The organism is Vagococcus sp. CY53-2 (assembly GCF_022604695.1).
Lineage (GTDB): Bacteria > Bacillota > Bacilli > Lactobacillales > Vagococcaceae > Vagococcus.
The window spans coordinates 592,612-613,993 of the sequence record NZ_JALAHP010000001.1; the positions used below are offsets into that span (position 1 = coordinate 592,612).

At 35.8% G+C, this 21,382-nt stretch carries 17 protein-coding genes; 1 reads left to right on the top strand and 16 read right to left on the bottom strand.

What is annotated here, in order from left to right:
• Window positions 1–54: 54 nt before the first annotated feature.
• The 13 genes from dnaK to rimP all read right to left on the bottom strand — a co-directional run bounded on the left by dnaK (window position 55) and on the right by rimP (window position 13,128).
• A complete protein-coding gene (dnaK, locus tag MN581_RS02865; protein ID WP_117973015.1) occupies window positions 55–1,884 on the bottom strand; it encodes a molecular chaperone DnaK in 1,830 nt (609 codons plus the stop codon).
• Between the two features lie 47 nt (window positions 1,885–1,931).
• Entirely contained in the window at window positions 1,932–2,504 is a 573-nt protein-coding gene (grpE, locus tag MN581_RS02870) for a nucleotide exchange factor GrpE (protein WP_117973016.1), read from the bottom strand.
• 16 nt (window positions 2,505–2,520) lie between these two features.
• Complete coding sequence (hrcA, locus tag MN581_RS02875; protein WP_117973017.1) at window positions 2,521–3,567, bottom strand: heat-inducible transcriptional repressor HrcA; 1,047 nt, start codon at window positions 3,565–3,567, stop codon at window positions 2,521–2,523.
• A gap of 289 nt (window positions 3,568–3,856) precedes the next feature.
• Window positions 3,857–4,993, bottom strand: a complete 1,137-nt coding sequence (hemW, locus tag MN581_RS02880; RefSeq protein ID WP_117973018.1) for a radical SAM family heme chaperone HemW — start codon at window positions 4,991–4,993, stop codon at window positions 3,857–3,859.
• Window positions 4,990–5,943: a bifunctional riboflavin kinase/FAD synthetase gene (locus MN581_RS02885; RefSeq protein WP_241699156.1), complete on the bottom strand. Its 954-nt coding sequence runs from the start codon at window positions 5,941–5,943 to the stop codon at window positions 4,990–4,992. Before MN581_RS02885 ends, hemW begins: the two co-directional genes overlap by 4 nt.
• Before the next feature lie 13 nt (window positions 5,944–5,956).
• A complete protein-coding gene (gene truB, locus MN581_RS02890) occupies window positions 5,957–6,874 on the bottom strand; it encodes a tRNA pseudouridine(55) synthase TruB (RefSeq protein ID WP_117973020.1) in 918 nt (305 codons plus the stop codon).
• A 118-nt stretch (window positions 6,875–6,992) separates the two neighbouring features.
• Window positions 6,993–7,958, bottom strand: coding sequence for a Gfo/Idh/MocA family oxidoreductase (locus tag MN581_RS02895; RefSeq protein WP_158559438.1), 966 nt, complete (start codon window positions 7,956–7,958; stop codon window positions 6,993–6,995).
• A 125-nt stretch (window positions 7,959–8,083) separates the two neighbouring features.
• Window positions 8,084–8,431 (bottom strand): 30S ribosome-binding factor RbfA, encoded by a 348-nt coding sequence (rbfA, locus tag MN581_RS02900; RefSeq protein ID WP_241699157.1) that lies wholly within the window; start codon window positions 8,429–8,431, stop codon window positions 8,084–8,086.
• A 31-nt stretch (window positions 8,432–8,462) separates the two neighbouring features.
• Window positions 8,463–10,787: a translation initiation factor IF-2 gene (gene infB / locus MN581_RS02905; RefSeq protein WP_241699158.1), complete on the bottom strand. Its 2,325-nt coding sequence runs from the start codon at window positions 10,785–10,787 to the stop codon at window positions 8,463–8,465.
• A 12-nt stretch (window positions 10,788–10,799) separates the two neighbouring features.
• Window positions 10,800–11,105, bottom strand: coding sequence for a ribosomal L7Ae/L30e/S12e/Gadd45 family protein (locus MN581_RS02910; RefSeq protein WP_071456580.1), 306 nt, complete (start codon window positions 11,103–11,105; stop codon window positions 10,800–10,802).
• A complete protein-coding gene (locus MN581_RS02915; RefSeq protein WP_117973025.1) occupies window positions 11,095–11,394 on the bottom strand; it encodes a YlxR family protein in 300 nt (99 codons plus the stop codon). The genes MN581_RS02910 and MN581_RS02915 overlap by 11 nt, the downstream gene beginning before the upstream one ends.
• Before the next feature lie 25 nt (window positions 11,395–11,419).
• Window positions 11,420–12,634 (bottom strand): transcription termination factor NusA, encoded by a 1,215-nt coding sequence (gene nusA, locus MN581_RS02920; protein ID WP_117973026.1) that lies wholly within the window; start codon window positions 12,632–12,634, stop codon window positions 11,420–11,422.
• A 20-nt stretch (window positions 12,635–12,654) separates the two neighbouring features.
• On the bottom strand, window positions 12,655–13,128 hold the full coding sequence (gene rimP, locus MN581_RS02925; RefSeq protein WP_241699159.1) for a ribosome maturation factor RimP: 474 nt from the start codon (window positions 13,126–13,128) through the stop codon (window positions 12,655–12,657).
• Window positions 13,129–13,369: 241 nt separating this feature from the next.
• Here rimP and MN581_RS02930 point away from each other — a divergent pair, with 241 nt between their 5' ends.
• Window positions 13,370–14,188, top strand: coding sequence for a metallophosphoesterase (locus tag MN581_RS02930; protein ID WP_241699160.1), 819 nt, complete (start codon window positions 13,370–13,372; stop codon window positions 14,186–14,188).
• A gap of 45 nt (window positions 14,189–14,233) precedes the next feature.
• Here MN581_RS02930 and galE read toward each other — a convergent pair whose 3' ends face one another.
• The 3 genes from galE to MN581_RS02945 all read right to left on the bottom strand — a co-directional run bounded on the left by galE (window position 14,234) and on the right by MN581_RS02945 (window position 21,360).
• Window positions 14,234–15,226, bottom strand: coding sequence for a UDP-glucose 4-epimerase GalE (gene galE / locus MN581_RS02935; RefSeq protein WP_241699161.1), 993 nt, complete (start codon window positions 15,224–15,226; stop codon window positions 14,234–14,236).
• 23 nt (window positions 15,227–15,249) lie between these two features.
• On the bottom strand, window positions 15,250–19,581 hold the full coding sequence (locus tag MN581_RS02940; protein ID WP_241699162.1) for a PolC-type DNA polymerase III: 4,332 nt from the start codon (window positions 19,579–19,581) through the stop codon (window positions 15,250–15,252).
• 78 nt (window positions 19,582–19,659) lie between these two features.
• The gene (locus MN581_RS02945) at window positions 19,660–21,360 is read right to left on the bottom strand and encodes a proline--tRNA ligase (RefSeq protein WP_241699163.1); all 1,701 of its coding nucleotides are present in this window, start codon (window positions 21,358–21,360) and stop codon (window positions 19,660–19,662) included.
• Window positions 21,361–21,382: the final 22 nt, after the last annotated feature.

Sequence of the window (21,382 nt, forward strand, 5' to 3'; positions counted from 1 at the left end):
AATCAAGAGAAAAAGCCAAAAGCACAATGCTTTGGCTTTTTTCTTGACTCATCATTATTTTTCGTCGTCGTTGATTTCTTCAAAGTCTGCATCAACAACATCATCCGCGCCACTTTGTGCTGCTTCTGGATTTTCTTGTGCTTGTTGTGCTGCCGCTTGCTCATATAATTTAACAGTTAAAGCTTGGACAATTTCATTTAATGCATCGCGTTTAGCTTTCATGTCTTCAATGTTATTAGCTTCTACAGCTGCTTTTAATTCATCACGAGCATCTTCCGCTTTTTTCACTTCGTCCGCATCAACTTTACCTTCTAACTCGCCTAAAGTTTTGTCAACTGAGAATAATAACGCATCGATGTCGTTACGTAAATCAACTTCTTCTTTACGTTCTTTATCTGCTTCAGCATTTGCTTCAGCATCTTTCACCATACGTTCAATTTCTTCATCTGTTAGACCTGAAGATGATTTGATTGTAATAGTTTGTTCTTTTTGAGTACCTAAGTCTTTTGCACTTACGTTAACAATACCATTTTTATCGATATCAAATGATACTTCGATTTGTGGCACACCACGTGGAGCTGCAGGAATATCTGTTAATTGGAATCTTCCTAATGTTTTGTTGTCAGCTGCCATTGGACGTTCACCTTGTAAAACATGGATATCAACGGCTGGTTGGTTGTCTGCTGCTGTAGAGAAGACTTGTGATTTACTTGTTGGGATTGTTGTGTTACGGTCGATTAATTTAGTAAACACGCCACCCATTGTTTCAATACCTAATGATAACGGTGTAACATCAAGTAAGACAACATCTTTAACATCACCAGTGATTACTCCACCTTGGATAGCAGCACCCATTGCGACTACTTCATCAGGGTTAACTGATTTGTTAGGTTCTTTTTTAGTTTCTTTTCTTACAGCTTCAACTACTGCAGGAATACGAGTAGATCCACCAACTAAGATAACTTCATCAATTTCTGAAGTTGAAATACCAGCATCTTTAATTGCTTGACGAACTGGAATTTTAGTTCTTTCAACTAAATCAGATGTTAATTCATCAAATTTCGCACGAGTTAAGTTTAACTCTAAGTGAAGAGGTCCAGCTTCTCCAGCAGTGATGAATGGTAAGCTAATTTGAGTGCTTGTTACACCTGATAAATCTTTTTTCGCTTTTTCAGCAGCATCTTTCAAACGTTGTACTGCCATTTTATCTTTAGACAAATCAATGCCATTTTCTTTTTTGAATTCTTCTACTAAGTAGTCGATGATTTTTTCGTCAAAGTCATCCCCACCTAAGTTGTTGTCACCTGCAGTTGATAATACATCAAATACGCCATCACCTAGTTCAAGGATAGACACGTCAAATGTACCACCACCTAAGTCAAATACTAATACTTTTTCATCACGGTCAGTTTTATCTAAACCATAAGCTAAAGCTGCTGCAGTTGGTTCGTTAACAATACGTTCAACTTCTAAACCAGCGATTTTACCAGCATCTTTTGTTGCTTGACGTTGAGCATCGTTGAAGTAAGCTGGAACAGTAATAACTGCTTTATCAACTTTTTCGCCTAAGTAATCTTCAGCAAATCCTTTGATGTATTGTAAAATCATCGCTGAAACTTCTTGTGGAGTATATGATTTTCCTTCAACTTCTACTTTATATCCAGGTTCACCCATATGACGTTTAATAGAAGAAATTGTATTTGGGTTTGTTACTGCTTGACGTTTTGCTACTTCACCAACTTGGATTTCACCATTTTTAAACGATACAACAGATGGTGTTGTACGGTTACCTTCTGGATTAGTAATAATTTTTGCTTCTCCGCCTTCTAATACAGCTACTGCAGAGTTTGTTGTTCCTAAGTCAATACCAATTATTTTACTCATATTAAAAATCTCCTTTATCTAATTATTTTATTTAAATATCATTTATATTATTGTGTCACGATAACCATTGATGGTCTTAAAATACGATCATGCAATATATAACCTTTTTGTAACACTTGAACAATCACATCTGATTCTTGACCATCTTCAGCGGGAACTGTTTGGACGGCTTGATGTAAATTTGGATCAAATTTTTCACCTTCAGCTTTTATCTCTTCGATACCAGATTCTTTAAAAGCATGTAACATACTTTCTCTCACCATCTCAATTCCTTTTTTCATCGCCTCACCATGCTCATCGCTCACTTCAATTGCTAACGCACGATCTAAGTTATCCAAAGCTGGTAATAACTCTTTTGCTAATTCTTGTGCCCGATATCTAGAAGCTTCCTCACGCTCTTTTTTATGTCGATTGCGCATATTCGCAATTTCTGCTTGAGCTCTTAGGAATTGATCTTCCATCTTATCTAAATCTTCCTGTAATGTTTGTTCTAACGATTCTTCCGTTTCGTTTTCTTCTACCACTTCTTCGGTCTCAACAGCCTCATTTGTTTCAGCTATCGACTCTTCGTCTTTTTTTTCTTCCTCGTTAACTTTATCAACTGATTCGTCTTTCTTCACTTTAGTCAGTCTCCTTTCACTCTCCACTATTTTCCAAATGTCGATAATATGTTTCTAGATGTCTAGATAGCTCATCCGTCAAAACATCCATAACTCCTAACAGTTTCGAATAAGACATGTTAGCAGGTCCTAAAACAGCTACTAATCCTTTGCCTCGTTGAAAAACATCGTACGATCCAGTTACTAAACTCATGTTTTGTAACAATTCATTGTTTAGTTCATCTCCAATTTTAATATCAATTTTTTCATCTTTATCCGATATAAGAAGCTCAGTCAATTTATCTGTATCACTAATTAAGGAATACACTGACTGAAACTCATTTGGGTTTGTAATAGCAGCAGAATTTAATAAATTCATCCCTCCACCCACATAAATTTGTTCATCAAAAGCTTGATTAAACACATCTTCGAATAAGAATAAAATATTACTTGAATTATTAAAATAACGTTGGAGAACTAATGGAATCTCCGTTCGAAGCTTATGGTAAACTGTCAAAAGTGTTTCTCCCAACAATCGATCATTGATGATTCGAATCATTTTTTCGATATCTTCAGTTGACACTGAACTTGGAATTGAGAACACTTGACTTTCAACATATCCTTGATCAATCACAATAATCGCCATTAATTGGCGAGTATTCAACGGAACAATTTGAAACCCAGTTAATCGACGTTCTTTTACCTCTGGCCCTAACGAAAAGGCTGTATAACTTGTTAAATCGGATAAAATATTAGCAGACCACTCAATGATTTCATTTGTGGCGTTAAACTTGCGATTAAACAATCGTTTGATACGTTGAACATCGGTAGAACTAATCTTACTAGGATCCATTAAATGATCCACATAATAACGATATCCTTTCATTGAAGGAATTCTACCGGAAGACGTGTGCATTTTTTGAATAAGACCAAAATCTTCCAATTTCGACAGCTCATTTCGAATGGTTGCTGAACTAACTGTAATCCCGTTATTCATCAAGGTCTTCGATCCAACAGGTTGTCCTGTTTCAGTATAGAGCTGAACTAATAATTGTAAGATGTGTTCTTGTCTCATACTCAACATGCGAATCACCTTCCTTATTAGCACTCATTCACACTAAGTGCTAACTACATTATTAATATAACAAGGATTAATTTTTTTGTCAACTAAAAGCCTCTCCTTTTTAGCACTCTTTGTTATAGAGTGCTAAATCTAACGATACCATATTAATAAAGCTTAATAAACAAAGGATTCATCTATATTATGACAAATCTATAAATGAGTAATCACAAGAATATGTCAATTTATTTTGTCAAAAAAACGAGAATAACAAAAAAACAGCCTAATTTTTTCTCTTTAGACTGTTTCATACTTATTTTTCTAATAAAAATTTCTCAAAAACATCATTTCCTAAAATTAATCCTTTATCCGTTAACGAAATAAAGCCATCTCTTATTTGAATCATTTCTTCCTCTATTAAACGCTCAGCGACACTTCCATAAATAGATTCAAATGTTTGACCAAATTTTTGTTCAAAATTAGATAGAGAAACACCTTGTTTTTTACGTAATCCTAAAAACATTTCCTCTTCCATTTGATGCTTAATCGTTAAATTTTCTGTTGTAATAGTAGGTAAGTTATTTTGTCTTAAGGGTTCTAAGTAATGTTGGATAGGTCCATGATTTTTATAACGAATATTGCCTAAATAACCACTTGCTCCTGCGCCCAATCCATAATAATGATCATTATTCCAGTAAACCAAGTTATGTTTGCTCTCTTTTCCTACTTCAGCAAAATTACTCACTTCATACTGATGTTTTCCAGCTAACGTCATGCGTTCGATAGCTCGCTCAAACATATCTCCCTCAACATCAATTCCTGGTAAATGCAATCTGCCTTGCCTTGCCCAATTATAAAACATGGTTTTATTTTCTAAAATCAATGAATACATAGAATAATGAGGTAAATCTAGTGCCAAAGCTTTATCCAGCGTGTCTTCAAAACTTTCCATTGTTTGATTTGGTAAAGCATAAATTAAATCAATACTAACATTGGAAAAATCAGCACGTTCTAAAAGAGACATCGTATCAAATACATCTTGTGCTGAATGTTTTCGACCAATTTTTTTTAATAACCTATTATCAAACGTTTGAACTCCCATAGACAATCGATTGACCCCATGTGTTTGAAGAACTTTTATTTTATCCATTGTCAAATCACCTGGATTAGCCTCTACAGTAAATTCATCACTTGGGTTAAACGGTAATAATTCTTTTATACCACTTAATAGACGGTCGAGCTGTTTAGCAGATAAAGACGTTGGTGTACCACCACCAATATAAATGGTTTCAGTTGTATCTGATGGATAAGCTTCTTTTGTTAACTTGATTTCTTTCAACAAAGCCTCAATGTATTCATCAACAGGTTGTCCTTCAATAAATACTTTATTGAAGTCACAATAAAAACAGATATGTTCACAAAAAGGAATATGTATATAGGCTGACGTCATATTAGTCCTCCTCTTGCATCAAAATAATCCCTTGTATTTTGTTCATCTTGTTTTAATTGAGCAATTAGTCCATCCACATTATCAAATTTTTGCTCTCCACGTAAAAAGTGTAGCCATTCAACACTCACTTGTTCACCGTAAATATCATCTGAAAAATCTAGAATATTGACTTCGATGGTCATTGGACGATTGCTCTCAAATGTGATATTGTATCCTATTTGCGCCATACCCATATACCATTTATTTGATACTTTTATCTTCACAACATATACCCCACCAGTAGGTAATAACGAATATGTTGGCACTTTAATATTAGCAGTTGGATACCCTAATAATCGACCGCGTTTATCTCCGTGTACTACAATGCCCGTTGTTTCATAAGCATAGCCCAATAATTTGTTCGCTGCATACATATCACCTATCTTCATGCATTCACGAATAGCTGTTGAACTAACTTTTTCGTCATGTTCACTTAATTTTTCAACTTCAACTACTTCAAATCGACCTTTTGCATAGGTAGGTAAGATACTCATATTGGCAATATCTTTCTTTCCATAGGTATAATCAAATCCTGCTACAACAACTTTAGCATGCAATCCTACCATGTATTCATCGACGAAATCTTGTGGCGAAAGACTGGCAAAAGAAGACGTAAACTCAATGATATATAAATAATCGACACCCAATTGCCTCATTTTTTCTTCTTTCTGCTCAATTGTTGTAATGTATTTCATTTTCTTATAGTTTACTTTTTGGAAAACAACTGCAGGATGATGATTAAATGTCATCACAGCCAATTTTAATCCTTTTTCATTTGCTATAGTCTTAGCTGTTCGGATTACTTCTTGATGGCCTCTATGAACGCCGTCAAAAAAACCTAAAGCTAACACGACATCATCCTTAGGTAAGTCACATGGATCATACGGATGATGAATATTAATAATTTGCATAACATATACTCCTTTAATCGTTTCGAATCACTTTAACTGGCTTAAATAAGCCAGGTTTACTTGGGTGTTTACCATATAAACTAACAAGTTGTTGATTGTAGAATAATGCAATCAACGGTGTGTCATCATATCCCTCAAAAAAAGAATCTGGCATCACTAATCCATTTCTGATTAATTGATACTCATCTGGTGTTAATCGTTTTTTAGGAAACGTCTCGACAGCTCTCTCAAGCGGATAGAATATTTCTGATGATTGATTATCTTCAACAAGTTCTCTTACTCTTTCTAACGTAATGGCTTCTTTCACGTCAAACCCTCCACTTGATAACCTCGTCAAATCTGACATATGTGCCTCATAACCTAATTTTTTTCCTGTATCCACAGCAAGTGTTCTAACATACGTTCCTTTTGCACAATCCACTTCAAATTTCCAAGACTGTGTCTGTGTTTCTTCTGAAAAGATTGGTTGACTGATGCGTTTATAACGATGAATAACTGTTTGTCTAACTGGACGATCAACTGATTCGCCTTTTCTCGCATAATCATATAATCGTCGACCATTCACTTTAACAGCAGAATACATAGGAGGAATTTGTTGAATATCACCTGTGAAAGATAACATAGCTTCATCAATTTCTTTTTCTGTTAAAGGCTTGGTAATAGGACTTTTTGCCACAATTTCCCCACTTGCATCTTCTGTTTCTGTTGAAAATCCAAGGGTTATTTCCCCAACATATAGTTTATTGGATTCTTGCAAATACTCAACAACTTTTGTTGCTTTACCGACACAAATAGGCAATATGCCATCAACATCTGGGTCAAGTGTGCCACTATGTCCAACTTTTTTTGTTTTTAAGATTTTTCTTAACTGGAAAACACAATCATGACTTGTCATGCCACGTGGTTTCCATAGAGGGATAATTCCTTCCATTTGTCTTCTCCTACTCTTTTCATCATTTCCTCAATATTATAGCATACTTAAAGACCTAATTAGGATAAAAGCGATTGTAAACATAAAAAAAGGAGGCCGCCCTCCTTTTAGGTGTCTATTATAATTTCCATCCCCACTCATGTCTCATGGCGTCCATCAACTCAATCACTCGTTGACTGACTTCTCGACAATCAGGAACATGCTCTAAGTCTTTTTCACTAGCCAAATGATTTAACATATCCATCTCATAGGTAAATACATCTTTTCCATCGCCTGCTTCAATGACTTGTGTTGTTCCATCATTATAAAAGATATTGGCTGTTGTCGCTCTTGGAAAATCATTAATCATTAAATAGCCTTCATCACCTGTGACTAAAATTTGTTTTGGTAATCTTCCTCTAAACGATAACATCACACTAGCTAGTTCGTTATTTTTTGTTTTTAATGTAGTCACTGATTTTTCATCAACGCCACTTGGTGCCATGACAACCTCAGAAGAAACTAACTCAATGTCTGTCCCTAATAAATAAACAGCTGCTGATAAGGCATATGGTCCAATATCAAATAATGCCCCACCGCCTTTTTCTAATGAGAAAAATCGATTATTTACATCATATTCTTTACAACTACCAAATGTGATATTCGCCCCACTAATTTTACCTAACACATTTTGTTCTAATAAATGGCTCACTTCATGATACATTGGCATGAAGAATAATGTTACAGCTTCCAGTATAACCACGTGATACTTTTTCGCTAATTCAAATAACTCACGTGCTTGGTCAGCATTTAATACCATCACTTTTTCACATAATACATGTTTACCCTTTTCGATTGCTTTTTTAGCATAGTCATAATGCGTTTGATTTGGTGTTGCAATATAGACACACTCAAGGGTATCATCATTTAAAAACTCATCATAATCTGTGTAGCCATTATGTAATTGATGGGCTTCTTTAAACGTTTCAAGAGATCTTGGGTTACGATTATACACTGAATGGACCGTGTATTTTGACGTATCTACTTGCGTTACAAATTCTGTTGCAATCACACCTGTCCCAACTATTCCGATATTTTTTACCAATCGAATCGCCTCCTAATTAATCTAACCTTAGTGTATCATACTTCATTATTATGCGTTAATCATTCCTATTTTATGAAAAATTAAAAAGACCAGAAGAAATAAATTTTCCTCTAGTCTTTTTTAAATTAATCTTTATGCAATCCTCTTAATAGTTCATCAATATGATTTCCATATTCGACTGACTCATCTCTTGCAAAGGTAATTTCAGGTGTTTTATAGATACTTAATCTATGACCTAATTCACGACGAACTAATCCTGTCGCTTTATCCAATCCTTCTTGCGCTTTTTGCTTATCAGACGCTTTATCACTCAACAAGCTATAAAAAATAGTTGCTTCTTGTAAATCACCAGTTACTTTTACGTCAGTGATACTTACATCTTGTACACGTGGATCACGCACTTTTTTATGTAAAATATCATTCACTTCTTTTAATATTTCTTGAGCGACACGACGATCTCGGTAATTTGCCATATGCTTATCCTCCTCATATAAATGAGCTGAATTATTTTTTCACTTCTTCCATGATGAACCCTTCAATGACATCATCAACTTTTACGTCATTGTAATTTTCAAGAGTGGCACCACATTCAAATCCCATTTTTACCTCTTTTGCATCATCTTTAAATCGTTTCAAACTAGCTAGGTTACCTTCATGGATAACAATACCATCACGAATTAAACGAATACCACAATCACGACGAATGAAGCCTTCTGTTACGTAACATCCTGCAATTGTCCCAACTTTAGACACATTGTAAGTTTCACGAACTTGCATTTGTCCTGTAATTTTTTCAACAAATTCAGGATCAAGCATTCCTTTCATCGCTGTTTCAATTTCTTCGATAACTTTATAGATGATTCTGTGTAAACGAATATCGACTTGTTCTTGTTCTGCTTGTGTACGAGCTTGTGCTGTTGGACGAACATTAAAACCGACGATAATCGCATTACTTGCAGAAGCTAATGTAATATCACTTTCATTAATTGCCCCAACTGCTGAATGGACAATTTTCACACGAACGCCTTCAACATCAATTTTGGTTAAACTAGCAGCTAATGCTTCAGCTGACCCTTGAACGTCCGCTTTGATAATAACGTTAACTTCTTTCATTTCGCCATCTTTCAGACTTTCGAATAAGTTATCTAATGTCACACGTTGACTCACTTGACGTTGTTCTAATAAAGCACGTTTTGCTCTTTCTTCTCCAGCTGCACGAGCTGTTTTTTCGTCTTCGAAGGTTACAAATCTGTCACCAGCTTGTGGTACATCATTTAACCCGGTAATTTCAACTGGTGTTGCTGGTCCAGCTGTTTTATCACGACGACCAATATCGTTTGTCATCACACGCACACGTCCGTGGGTGTTACCAACAACGATTGGGTCTTGAACATGTAGTGTTCCTTGTTGTACTAATAAGGTTACAACAGGTCCTTTACTTTTATCTAAGCGTGCTTCAATAACTGTACCGATTGCACGTTGTGTTGGGTCAGCTTTTAAGTCTTCCACTTCAGAAACAAGTAAAATCATTTCTAATAATTCTTCAATATTATCCCCAAATTTGGCAGAGATTGGAACAAAAATGGTGTCTCCACCCCATGATTCTGGAATCAAGCCATATTCACTTAATTCTTGCATCACGCGATCTGGATTGGCACTTGGTTTATCAATTTTATTGACCGCCACAATAATTGGGACTTCTGCTGCTTTAGCATGGTTAATGGCTTCAACTGTTTGAGGCATGACACCATCATCTGCTGCTACAACCAAAATGGTAATATCTGTGATACTTGCTCCACGAGCACGCATACTAGTAAACGCCGCATGTCCTGGTGTATCTAAGAATGTAATTGGTTTGCCATCAATATCAATTTGGTAGGCACCAATATGTTGTGTAATCCCGCCTGCTTCACCAGATGTTACTTTTGCATTTCTTAATGTATCTAATAAGGTTGTTTTACCATGGTCAACGTGTCCCATAACAGTCACAACAGGAGGACGACTGACTAATTTATCAGGATCAACAACATCTGCTTCAAAGAATTTGTCAATATCAGCCACATCTTCTTGAACTTTTTCTTCCGCTTCAATACCGTAATCTGTTGCTAATAATTCAATTGTATCTTTATCTAATGCTTGGTTTTGGTTAACCATCACACCTAAAAGGAATAATTTTTTAATAATTTCTGCTGGTTCACGGTAAATTTTCTTAGCAATATCTGCTACATTCATGCCTTCAGTGTAAACTAACACTTCTGGTAATTCTTTAAATTTACGTGGTGGTACAGCTGGCTTATTAGATGTTTGCTGTTTGCCTTTTTTATTGTTACGTCGCTTATTATTTTTGTTATAGCGATTGTTTTGGTTTCCTTGATAAGGTCGGTTACCATTGTTATTACGGTTTCCACCTTTATTTTGGTTATTGTTATTACCTGTTGAATTATTGCTTCTATTTGCTTGATTAGATGTATTTCCAGCTGGTTTTTTTGTTCCATTTGCTGAAGATTTTTGGTGATTATTTTGTTTATTCGTTGGTTGTTGTTTGTTTTGATTCTGATTATTCACTCGATTACCCTTACTGTTATCATTATTTTCTAACTTTTTATTAGAATGATTATTTTTTTTAGCTGGTACTTGACCAGTTTTTTTATTATCTTGTCCCTTAGCTTTTGAAGGTGCTAATAGGTGTTTGACTTTGTCAATATCTGAGTCATTTAATGTACTCATATGATTTTTCACATCAACACCTGCGGACTGAGCTTTTTCTACGATATCTTTACTTGGAACATTTAGTTCTTTCGCTAATTCATATACGCGTTTTTTACTCATTCTCTCACCATCCTATTCTGTCATTAGTTCACACATCTTTCGAGAAAATCCGGTGTCACATACCCCGACAATCATACGATTTTTACCAATAGCAGAACTCAGTTCGGCTGAGGTGCATGGCGAAATCAATTTTGTATGATAACTATGGCACTTGTCTCTCATTTTTTTTTCGGTATTTTCACTTGCGTCACTTGCTAAAATCACCAAATTTACAGTATTTTTTCTCACTGACTGTAAGGTTGTTTCTTCACCAGTCACAAGTTTACCGGCTTTCATTGCTAAACCTAGGAGATTAAGAAATCGTTGTTTATTTTCCATTTCCGAATAATTCTCTCCTTGCTTTTTGATGTGACACATAGTCTAGCAACTCTTGATAGAAGTCATCTGTTAATGTATCGTTTAATACTCTGTCTAAAATTTTTTGATCCCAACTTTTTTGGACGACATCTGGTTCCATAGATAGATAAGCTCCACGACCTGGCATTTTTCCAGTTGGATCAATCGAAATCTCGCCTTCTTTAGAACGAACAATACGAATCATTTCTTTTTTGGGTTTCATTTCATTTGATACAACACATTTACGCATTGGAATTTTTCTTTGTTTCATCTATTTCGCCTCCCAAAAAGTGGTATTATTCTTCATCTTCTTCAACAGTTACGACAATGTCTTCTGTAGCGTTCTCTGTTGATTCTTCTGATGTAGTTTCTTCTGATATTTCTTCAACAGCTTCATCTAATACATCTTCAACGACTAATTCTTCATTTGCTTCAAGTACTTCTTCAAGTAACTCTTCTTCATTTTCTGCAGCTATTTTTTCCCATTCGGATTCAGGTTTAATATCAATTTTATAGCCAGTTAATTTAGCCGCTAATCTCGCATTTTGTCCACGTTTCCCAATAGCTAATGATAATTGGAAATCTGGCACAACGACTGTACAAGCACGTTGGTTTGGCTCAAAAATAACATCTAATACTTGTGCTGGATTTAGTGCATTTGAGATAAAGACAGCAGGGTCTTCATTCCACTCCACGATATCCATGTTTTCGCCTTTTAATTCATTAACAATGGCTTGAACACGTTGTCCTTTTGGTCCGACACACGTTCCAACTGGATCAATGTCTTTATTAGCAGCTGTCACTGCGACTTTTGCTCTGTCTCCTGCTTCTCTTGCAATACTAATAATCTCTACTTCTCCATCATACACTTCTGGTATCTCTTGTTCAAATAATCGTTTTAATAAATCTGGATGGCTACGACTAACGTAAACTTGTGGACCTTTTGATGTATTTTCTACTTTTGAAATATAAACCTTGATGCGATCGTGTGGTTGATAAACTTCATTTGGGATTTGATCTTGTTTAGATAATACGGCTTCAATTTTACCTAAATTGACATAAATATAGCGATTATCTTGACGTTCCACAATTCCTTGCATAATTTCATTTTCGTAAGCACTAAATTCATTATAAATAATTGAGCGTTCTGCTTCACGTACACGTTGTAAGATAACTTGTTTAGCTGTTTGTGCTGCAATACGGCCAAAGTCTTTTGGGGTTACCTCAAAACGAATCATATCACCAATTTCATAAGCACCATTAATTTTTAACGCTTCTTTCAAGCTAACTTCTAATTGAGAATCCATGACTTCTTCTGTTACTTCTTTAACAGAAAAAATATGCACATCCCCCTTTTTCTCATCAAACTCAACATCTACATTTTGTGCTTGTCCATAGTGACGTTTATACGCTGAAACCATTGCTGCTTCTAGTGCTTCAATGACGATACTTTTTGAAATACCTTTTTCGCGTTCAAGAGCATCTAGTGCTCCTAACATTTCCTTGTTCATGTATTTCCTTAACCTCCATTTTAAAATTGAATAGCCAATCTTGCTTTGGCAATATTTTTTCTATCAAATGTCATTTCTTTTTCTTGCGTTTTAATTTTTACTAATAGGGTGAGCGTCTCTGGGGTTACTTCTTTTAAGAAACCTTGATACTGCTTTTCTCCTTCAACAGCTTGATAAAAAGAGATATTTACATACTCTCCAATAGCATTAACATAATCTTCTTCTTTTTTCAAAGGTCTTTCTGCCCCTGGTGAAGACACCTCTAAGAAATAGGCTTGTGGAATCGGATCTGGATCGATTGTGTCAAGTTTTTCACCTAACGCCTCACTGACTAGTGCACATTCGTTGATATCAATACCGCCATCTTTATCAATAAATACTCTTAGGAACCAATTTTTCCCTTCTTTAACATACTCAATATCTACTAAGTCAAATTGATAGTCTTCCAAGATCGGAGTAACTAAGTCAGTGACTATTTCGACTACATTTGCCAATATTTTCGCCTCCCTATACATTTTCGAGAAATTCATCAAAAAGAGTGAGCGTCAACACGCTCACTCTTTCCACTCATATCACACAATTTTATATTAGCATATTTTTCATAACTATTCAATGTTACTAACTTTTTTTTGAAAATACGGTTAAGATTTTTCTAAGATTTTTATTTTTAATTCTTTATTAAAAAATTTTTGTTAATTTAACTAAAGATATTGATTATTTCAAAGGAGTACTAACATGACTAGAACGAAAAAAATTATTACTGGATTACTAATTGGACTGCCTCTCTTTATCATGGCAGAAGGCATTCGTGAAAACAGACAACTTGATGTTGAATCAATTTTCATCACAAGTAATCGGGTTAATGATAATCCTGTAAAAATTGCGCACTTATCCGACTTACAGTTTCCAAGATTAAGAGTTAGTCAAACACAATTATTAAACGAATTAGAAAAAGAACAACCTGATGTCGTGTTTTTAACTGGTGACACGATTGATCGCACTGAGTCTGTAGAAACAACCGAATTTTTTGATTTTTTAACTACATTAACCTCGCGCTACCAAACTTATGTTATCAATGGTAACCACGAAGAAACAAACCCAGATTATGCTTTATGGAGACAAAAAATCAAAGCCAGTGATGCGGTTTATTTAGAAAATGATGTCACTAATTTAGTCATCAACAATAATGCCTTTAACCTTGTTGGATTAAGTAATCGACACACTTCACTTTCAAGTAAAGATATGGCGAAAATGAATACTAATCAAGAGACGTTAGTTTTAGCGCATCATCCTGAACTATTTGATGAATACATTAACTCTTTTAATAGCCCTCTTGCTATTTTTAGCGGTCATGCTCATGGTGGACAATGGCGTTTACCTAAAACAGATGGTCTTTTATCACCTGATCAAGGGGTGTTACCAAAACTAACAAATGGCTTATACATTAAGGATGACTCAAATCTTATTGTCAGTCGTGGCCTAGCTAACAGCAAATTCCCAATTAGATTAAATAACTATCCACACCTCATTTTTACCACTATTAAACAGGCATAGAAAAAAGCCAAGAACGATGACCGTCCTTGGCTTAACATTTACTCGCTATTTTTCGTATCCATGTGGGTGACTTTGATGCCATTGCCACGCACTGGAAATAATCGTTTCCACATCAGTGTATTGAGGATTCCACCCTAAAATAGTTTTCGCTTTTTCATTTGAAGCCACTAACATTGACGGGTCTCCTGCACGTCTTGGTGCAATCTCAGAAGGAATAGCTTTTCCAGTTACTTTGATGGCTTCAGTCAGCAATTCTTTTACTGAAAACCCATTGCTACTACCAAGATTAATAATTTGGCTTTCATCATGTGTGGATAAATAGTTTAAGGCTAATATATGCGCGTCAACTAAATCTACGACATGCACATAATCACGAATGCATGTGCCATCTGGCGTTGGATAATCATCACCAAAAATCATTAACTTTTCACGTTGATTTAGTGCCACTTGTAAAATGATTGGGAGTAAATGGGTTTCAGGGGTGTGATCTTCACCGATTGACGCATCAAGCATCGCACCTGCCACATTGAAATAACGCAATGATACATATTTAATCCCATATGCGTTATCACACCATTTCATCATTTTTTCCATCATGAGTTTACTTTCACCATATGGATTCGTTGGATTCGTTGGTGTGTCTTCCGTAATAGGCGTTACATCAGGTTCGCCATAAGTCGCAGCGGTTGAAGAAAAGACAATTTCTTTTACGCCAAATTCATTCATCACCTCAAGTAAGGTTTGCATGCCATATACATTATTATTAAAGTATTTTAGTGGATTTTCAACTGATTCTCCAACAAGTGAACTTGCGGCAAAATGAACCACTTGGGAAATATCTTCTTTCTCAAAAACACCTGTTAAAAAATCTTTATCACGAATATCTCCTTCATAAAACGTGGCACGTTCGTCCACTGCTTCTTTATGTCCAGTCAATAAATTATCCACCACAACCACTTCTTTGCCACTATCCAATAACCGTTTTACTGCATGAGAGCCAATGTAACCTGCTCCACCTAAAACTAACACTTTTGACATTTGTCTTCCTCCTAAATTTTTTCTTATAACATATCAAACAAGGATAATTGATTCTCATCTGGTAAATCTTTCAATACACCATTGTCTGTCATGTATTCGATCAATGTTTTAGATACTTTTCCTCTATTAGATAAATCTTCCTTAGATAAAAAATCTTGTTCTTCACGAGCGGCCACAATTTGTTTTGCCACGTTTAATCCTAAACTTGGAACAGAACGAAATGGCGCAATTAACGTATCGCCTTCAATCACAAAATCTTCTGCATCCGATTTGTATAAATCAATCATTTGGAATTTAAAACCACGTTCTAACATTTCATTAGCGATTTCCAAAACGGTTAATAAGTTTTTCTCTTTAGTTGAGGCATCCATTCCCTTATCAGTGATTTCTTTCATGCGTGCTTTGACCGCGTCTTTTCCTTTTGACATTGCCACAATATCAAAGTCATTAGCACGAACTGAGAAATACGCTGCATAATAAAAAATGGGATGATGCACTTTAAAGTAAGCAACACGTAATGCCATCAATACATACGCTGCGGCATGAGCTTTAGGGAACATATACTTGATTTTCAAACACGATTCAATGTACCACTCTGGCACATTATTCGCACGCATCTCTGCTTGCCAGTCGTCAGGTATTCCTTTTCCTTTACGGACACTTTCCATTATCTTAAACGCTAAGCCATCTTCTAACCCAGCATGCATTAGATACACCATGATATCATCACGACACCCAATCACATCAGCCAGTGTGGTCGTTCCTTGGCGAATTAATTCTTCCGCATTACCTAACCAAACGTCTGTACCATGTGAGAGGCCAGATATTTGTAGTAACTCGGCAAAAGTAGTTGGTTTTGTTTGTTCTAACATACCACGAACAAATTTTGTCCCAAACTCAGGAATACCAAGTGTACCTGTTTTAGAATAAATTTGATCAGGCTCTACACCTAAAACTTGTGGTCCAGAGAAAATCTTCATGACTTCTGGATCATCAGCCGGAATGGTTTTTGGATCAATTCCAGATAAATCCTGCAACATACGAATGACTGTTGGATCATCGTGTCCAAGTATATCAAGTTTTAACACATTATCATGAATCGAATGGAAATCAAAGTGAGTCGTACGCCACTCAGAATCTTGGTCATCAGCTGGGTATTGGATTGGGGTAAAGTCATACACATCCATATAATCAGGAATCACAATAATTCCCCCTGGATGCTGTCCAGTGGTTCGTTTCACACCTGTTGATCCTTTTGCTAGACGGTCAATTTCAGCGCCACGAAAACTCAAATCATTGTCTCGTTCGTAGCCTTTTACAAACCCATAAGCCGTTTTATCAGCTACTGTACCGATTGTTCCGGCACGGAAAACATAATCTTCCCCAAACAACACTTTCGTATAATTATGTGCTTCTGGTTGGTATGTCCCTGAGAAGTTCAAATCAATATCGGGTACTTTATCACCGTGGAATCCTAAGAACGTCTCAAATGGAATATCGTGTCCGTCTTTTGACAGTTTAGCCCCACATTTAGGACAGTCTTTTTCTGGTAAGTCAAAGCCTGAACCATAACTACCATCTTCAAAAAACTCTGAATACTGACATTCAGGACACAAATAATGTGGTGGAAGTGGATTTACTTCTGTAATACCTGTCATGGTTGCGACAAAACTTGACCCAACTGATCCACGAGACCCAACTAAGTAACCATCTTCTAAACTCTTATGAACCAGCTTTTGAGAGATTAAATAAATAACGGAGAACCCATTCCCGTTTATACTTTTTAGCTCTTTTTCAATTCGTTTCTCAACGATTTCTGGCAACTCCTCACCGTAAAGTCGATGTGCTTCATCATAACTTAATTTCGTAATCTCATCTTCTGACCCTTCAATTTTTGGGGTATATAACTCTTGTTTGACAGGTACAACGTCTTCACACATATCCATAATTTTTCGTGTGTTGTCTACCACAATTTCTTTGGCTTTTTCTTCACCTAAAAAACTAAACGCATCCAACATTTCATTCGTTGTTAAAAAGTGGACGTCCGGTAATTCATAGCGATTTAGAGGATTCGCTCCTCCCATCGAATTAATTAAAATTTTACGATAAATAGCGTCTTCTTTATTTAAATAGTGAACATTTCCTGTTGCCACCACTATCTTACCTAAATCGTCCCCAATCGACACCAGATTAGTCATGATGTCTTCTAAGTCCTCATCATTTTTAACGAGTTCTGCTTCAATCAATGGAGCATAAACTTGTTTTGGCATGACTTCGATATAGTCATAAAATTTTGCACGCTTTTTGGCTTCTTCGACACCTTTTTGCATCATCGCTTCAAAAATTTCACCATTACTACATGCTGAGCCTACTAACAATCCTTCACGAAATTCAGATAACTTCGAGCGTGGAATACGTGGTACACGGTAAAAATAATTAACATTTGACATCGAGATTAATTTAAATAAATTTTTCAACCCTGCTTGTGTTTGAGCGAGAATCGTCGCATGGAACGGTCGTGCTCGCTTATACGCATCTCCCTCACCAATATGTTGATTAAACTCATCATGGAAATGCACGCCAAATTCTTCTTGTGCTTTTTTGACAAATATCCAACACAAATGACCTGTTGCTTCCGAGTCATAAATCGCACGGTGATGTTGCTCCAAGTTGATGTTATATTTTTTGGTCAAACGGTTTAAACGATGTGACTTTAATTCAGGATGAAGTAGTCGTGATAGTTCCAGGGTATCAATGACTGGATTAGGAGCTTCTGGCATATCGTATTTTTCATAACTAGTATTCAAGAATCCCATATCAAAACTAGCATTGTGGGCAACTAAAATACTATCACGGCAGAACTCTTCAAATAGCGTTAAGACTTCTTTTTCAGATTTTGACCCCTTTACCATATCATCTGTAATTCCCGTCAGATGAATGGTTGTTTGAGATAATGGATGACCTGGATCGATAAATTGTTCAAAGGTATCAATAATGTTTCCCTTATGCATTTTCACAGCAGCTAACTCGATAATCGTGTCATAAACCGCTGATAGTCCCGTTGTTTCCACGTCAAAGACAACATAAGTCGCATCTGTTAAACTAATATGTTTTGGATTATACGCAATCGGGACACCATCATCGACGATGTTTGCTTCCACACCAAACAACACTTTTACACCATGTTTTTTCCCAGCAAAATAAGCATCTGGATACGCTTGTGCGCCACTATGGTCGGTAATCGCAATTCCTGGCATCCCCCATTTTCCAGCTTGAGCCACTAAATCTGTGGCACTATTGGTCGCATCCATGGTACTCATATTTGTATGAAGATGAAGCTCAACACGTTTTTCCTCTTCAGGGGCTGTATCTTTTCTTAATTCTTTTTTTACCTCAACTAAGTCTTGACAATTCATCACTAAATCACGCATAAACGTGTCTTCCTGGATACTACCTCGTGCTCTTAACCAACTTCCGGTTTTAATTGCTTCAAATAAAGCGACGTCTTTTTCATTATTAGAAAATTTCTTCACAGCAAATGACGATGAATAATCTGTGATTTTGACAATTAATAACTTTCTGCCTGAACGTAATTCTCTAATTTCTTTATCAAACACAAACCCTTCGATAGTCACACGACGTTCTTCTTCAATGATGTCTTCCATACGTGTGATCACCTCATCACTTGGAATCGTTCTTCCAAGTTGAATTGGGCCTTCATGTTCAAGCGTTTCTTGTTTTTTCTTTTGTTGTTGATTTTTTTCAATGGCTGCAGCTGTTTGTTTCATTAATTCTTCTGCTTGCTCTTGTTGCCGTTGTTCAAACGCCTTTTGAATATCTGACTCTTTTGTGTCATCAATTCGAACAACAAATTTAAACTCAGGAAATCCGTAGCGTTTATATAGCTCACTAAGGCGTCCTAAATGTTTTTGACTTAAATATTTTTCGACCCCTTCATTTTCAACCAATAAAATAACCTGCTGGTCTTCAACAAATGGTGGTGTTTGCAACAATGAATTTTTCACAACATTTGTCATCTCTTCATTGGCCTTTAATACGTGATACCAATAATCTGCTAATAAATCATCATTTAAGTCTTTATTTTGGCTCGATACAACCAATGAAGTACGCGCAATATCATTAAAAGCAGTCTCTAAATGAGTAGATAACAACTGATAATGTGACATTGGTAAAATATGATGAAACCCTAAATTAAACTCCCATAGTCGACTTTTTTTATGTACAGTGACTTTTTTCACTTCACCTGTTTCTAAAAGAGGATAGTTGGATAATTGGTCATCTAAAGCAATTTGTTTTATTAATTGAGCATATAATTCTACTGGTGATAAGCTCATGGTCATCCCTACTTTCCTTTTTACATTATACATGAAAAAGGTTCTTAGTAAATAAGACTAAGAACCTTAAAGGTATTGTTACTTATTCAAGATATTTAACGTTGCATATAACTCGTCGCGACGAATTTCTAACTCGTCTTGTGTTTTCTTGATTTTCACTTCAATAATTTCTTCTTCTGCTTTTTTACCAACAGTGATTCTAAATGGGGCACCAACTAAGTCAGCATCTTTAAATTTCACTCCTGGACGTTCTTTTCTATCATCTAGCAACACATCTAAGCCATAGCTTTCTAATTCTTTTTCAATATCTAAGGCTAAGTTCCATTGATGCTCATCTTTTGGATTAATTGGAATGATATGCACATCAAATGGCGCAATTTCAGCTGGCCAGTTGATGCCGTCCTCGTCAGACATTTGTTCGGTAATAGCTGAAAGTAAACGACTCACACCAATACCATAACACCCCATTTGAACGGGAATAGCTTTTCCATTCTCATCTAACACTTCTGCTTTCATTTTTTCAGAATAAAATGTTCCAAGTTTAAAGATATGTCCTAATTCAATACCTCGTGTAAATTGTAATTTTCCACGACCATCAGGAGAAATTTCGCCTTCTTTGACTAATCGTAAATCTAAATATTCTTTTGGTTCAAAGTCACGGCCTGGATTCACATTTTTGATATGATACCCTGTTTCATTTGCCCCAACTACTGTATTAGATAAATCTTGTACATATAAATCAGCTAGTAATTCAACCGTATCAGGTAATCCTACAGGACCTAAAGAACCAAATTCTACTCCTAAGACTTCTTTTACCTCATCATCTGTTGCTGGTTCTAAATTAACAGCGTTTAAATAATTTTTTAATTTTACGTCATTTAACTCGTGATCACCGCGAAGTAAAATCATCACAGGGTTTCCATCAGCCATATAAAACAAAGATTTCACTGTTTTATCTTCTGAAATAGATAGAAAGTCAGATAATTCTGAAATTGTTCCAACATCTGGAGTTTCAATTTTTTCCATTTCAAGTGGTGTTTCATGAGATTTTTTAGAGGCATAAAAACTAGTCGCCATCTCTAAATTAGCTGCATAATCACTTTCATTTGAATAAACAATCGTATCTTCACCAATCTCAGCAATGGCCATAAATTCTTTTGAATCATTACTTCCCATTGCACCGCCATCACCAATAATAATACGGTAGTTTAAGCCACAACGGTCAAATATTTTTTTATAGGCTTCTTCAAAGTCATTAAAGCCTTCATCTAAACTCTCTGTTGAGGCATGGAAAGAATACGCATCTTTCATAATAAATTCGCGTCCACGTAGTAGACCAAAACGTGGACGTTTTTCCCCACGGTATTTTGATTGAATTTGGTATAGATAAAGTGGTAATTTTTTATAAGAATTCACATCTTTACGAATTAAATCTGTAAATGTTTCTTCATGTGTTGGTCCTAAAAGATACTCTTTATCACCATCTGCAGTAAACGTCATCAAGGCATCGCCATATGTTGCATAACGACCACTTTCTCGCCATAAATCAGCTGGTATAACGGCTGGTAAAAGCATCTCATTAGCATTAATTTTAGCAAATTCTTCTCGCATGATGTTTTCAATTTTTTGAATCACTTTATAAGCAAGTGGTAAATAAATATAATAACCACTTGACACCTGTCTAATGTATCCACCACGAAGTAACACTTTATGACTCATTGCCTCGGCTTCACTTGGTACCTCACGCAAAGTTGGCATAAAAAATTTTGATTGTTTCATTATTATTAAACTCCCCTAAACA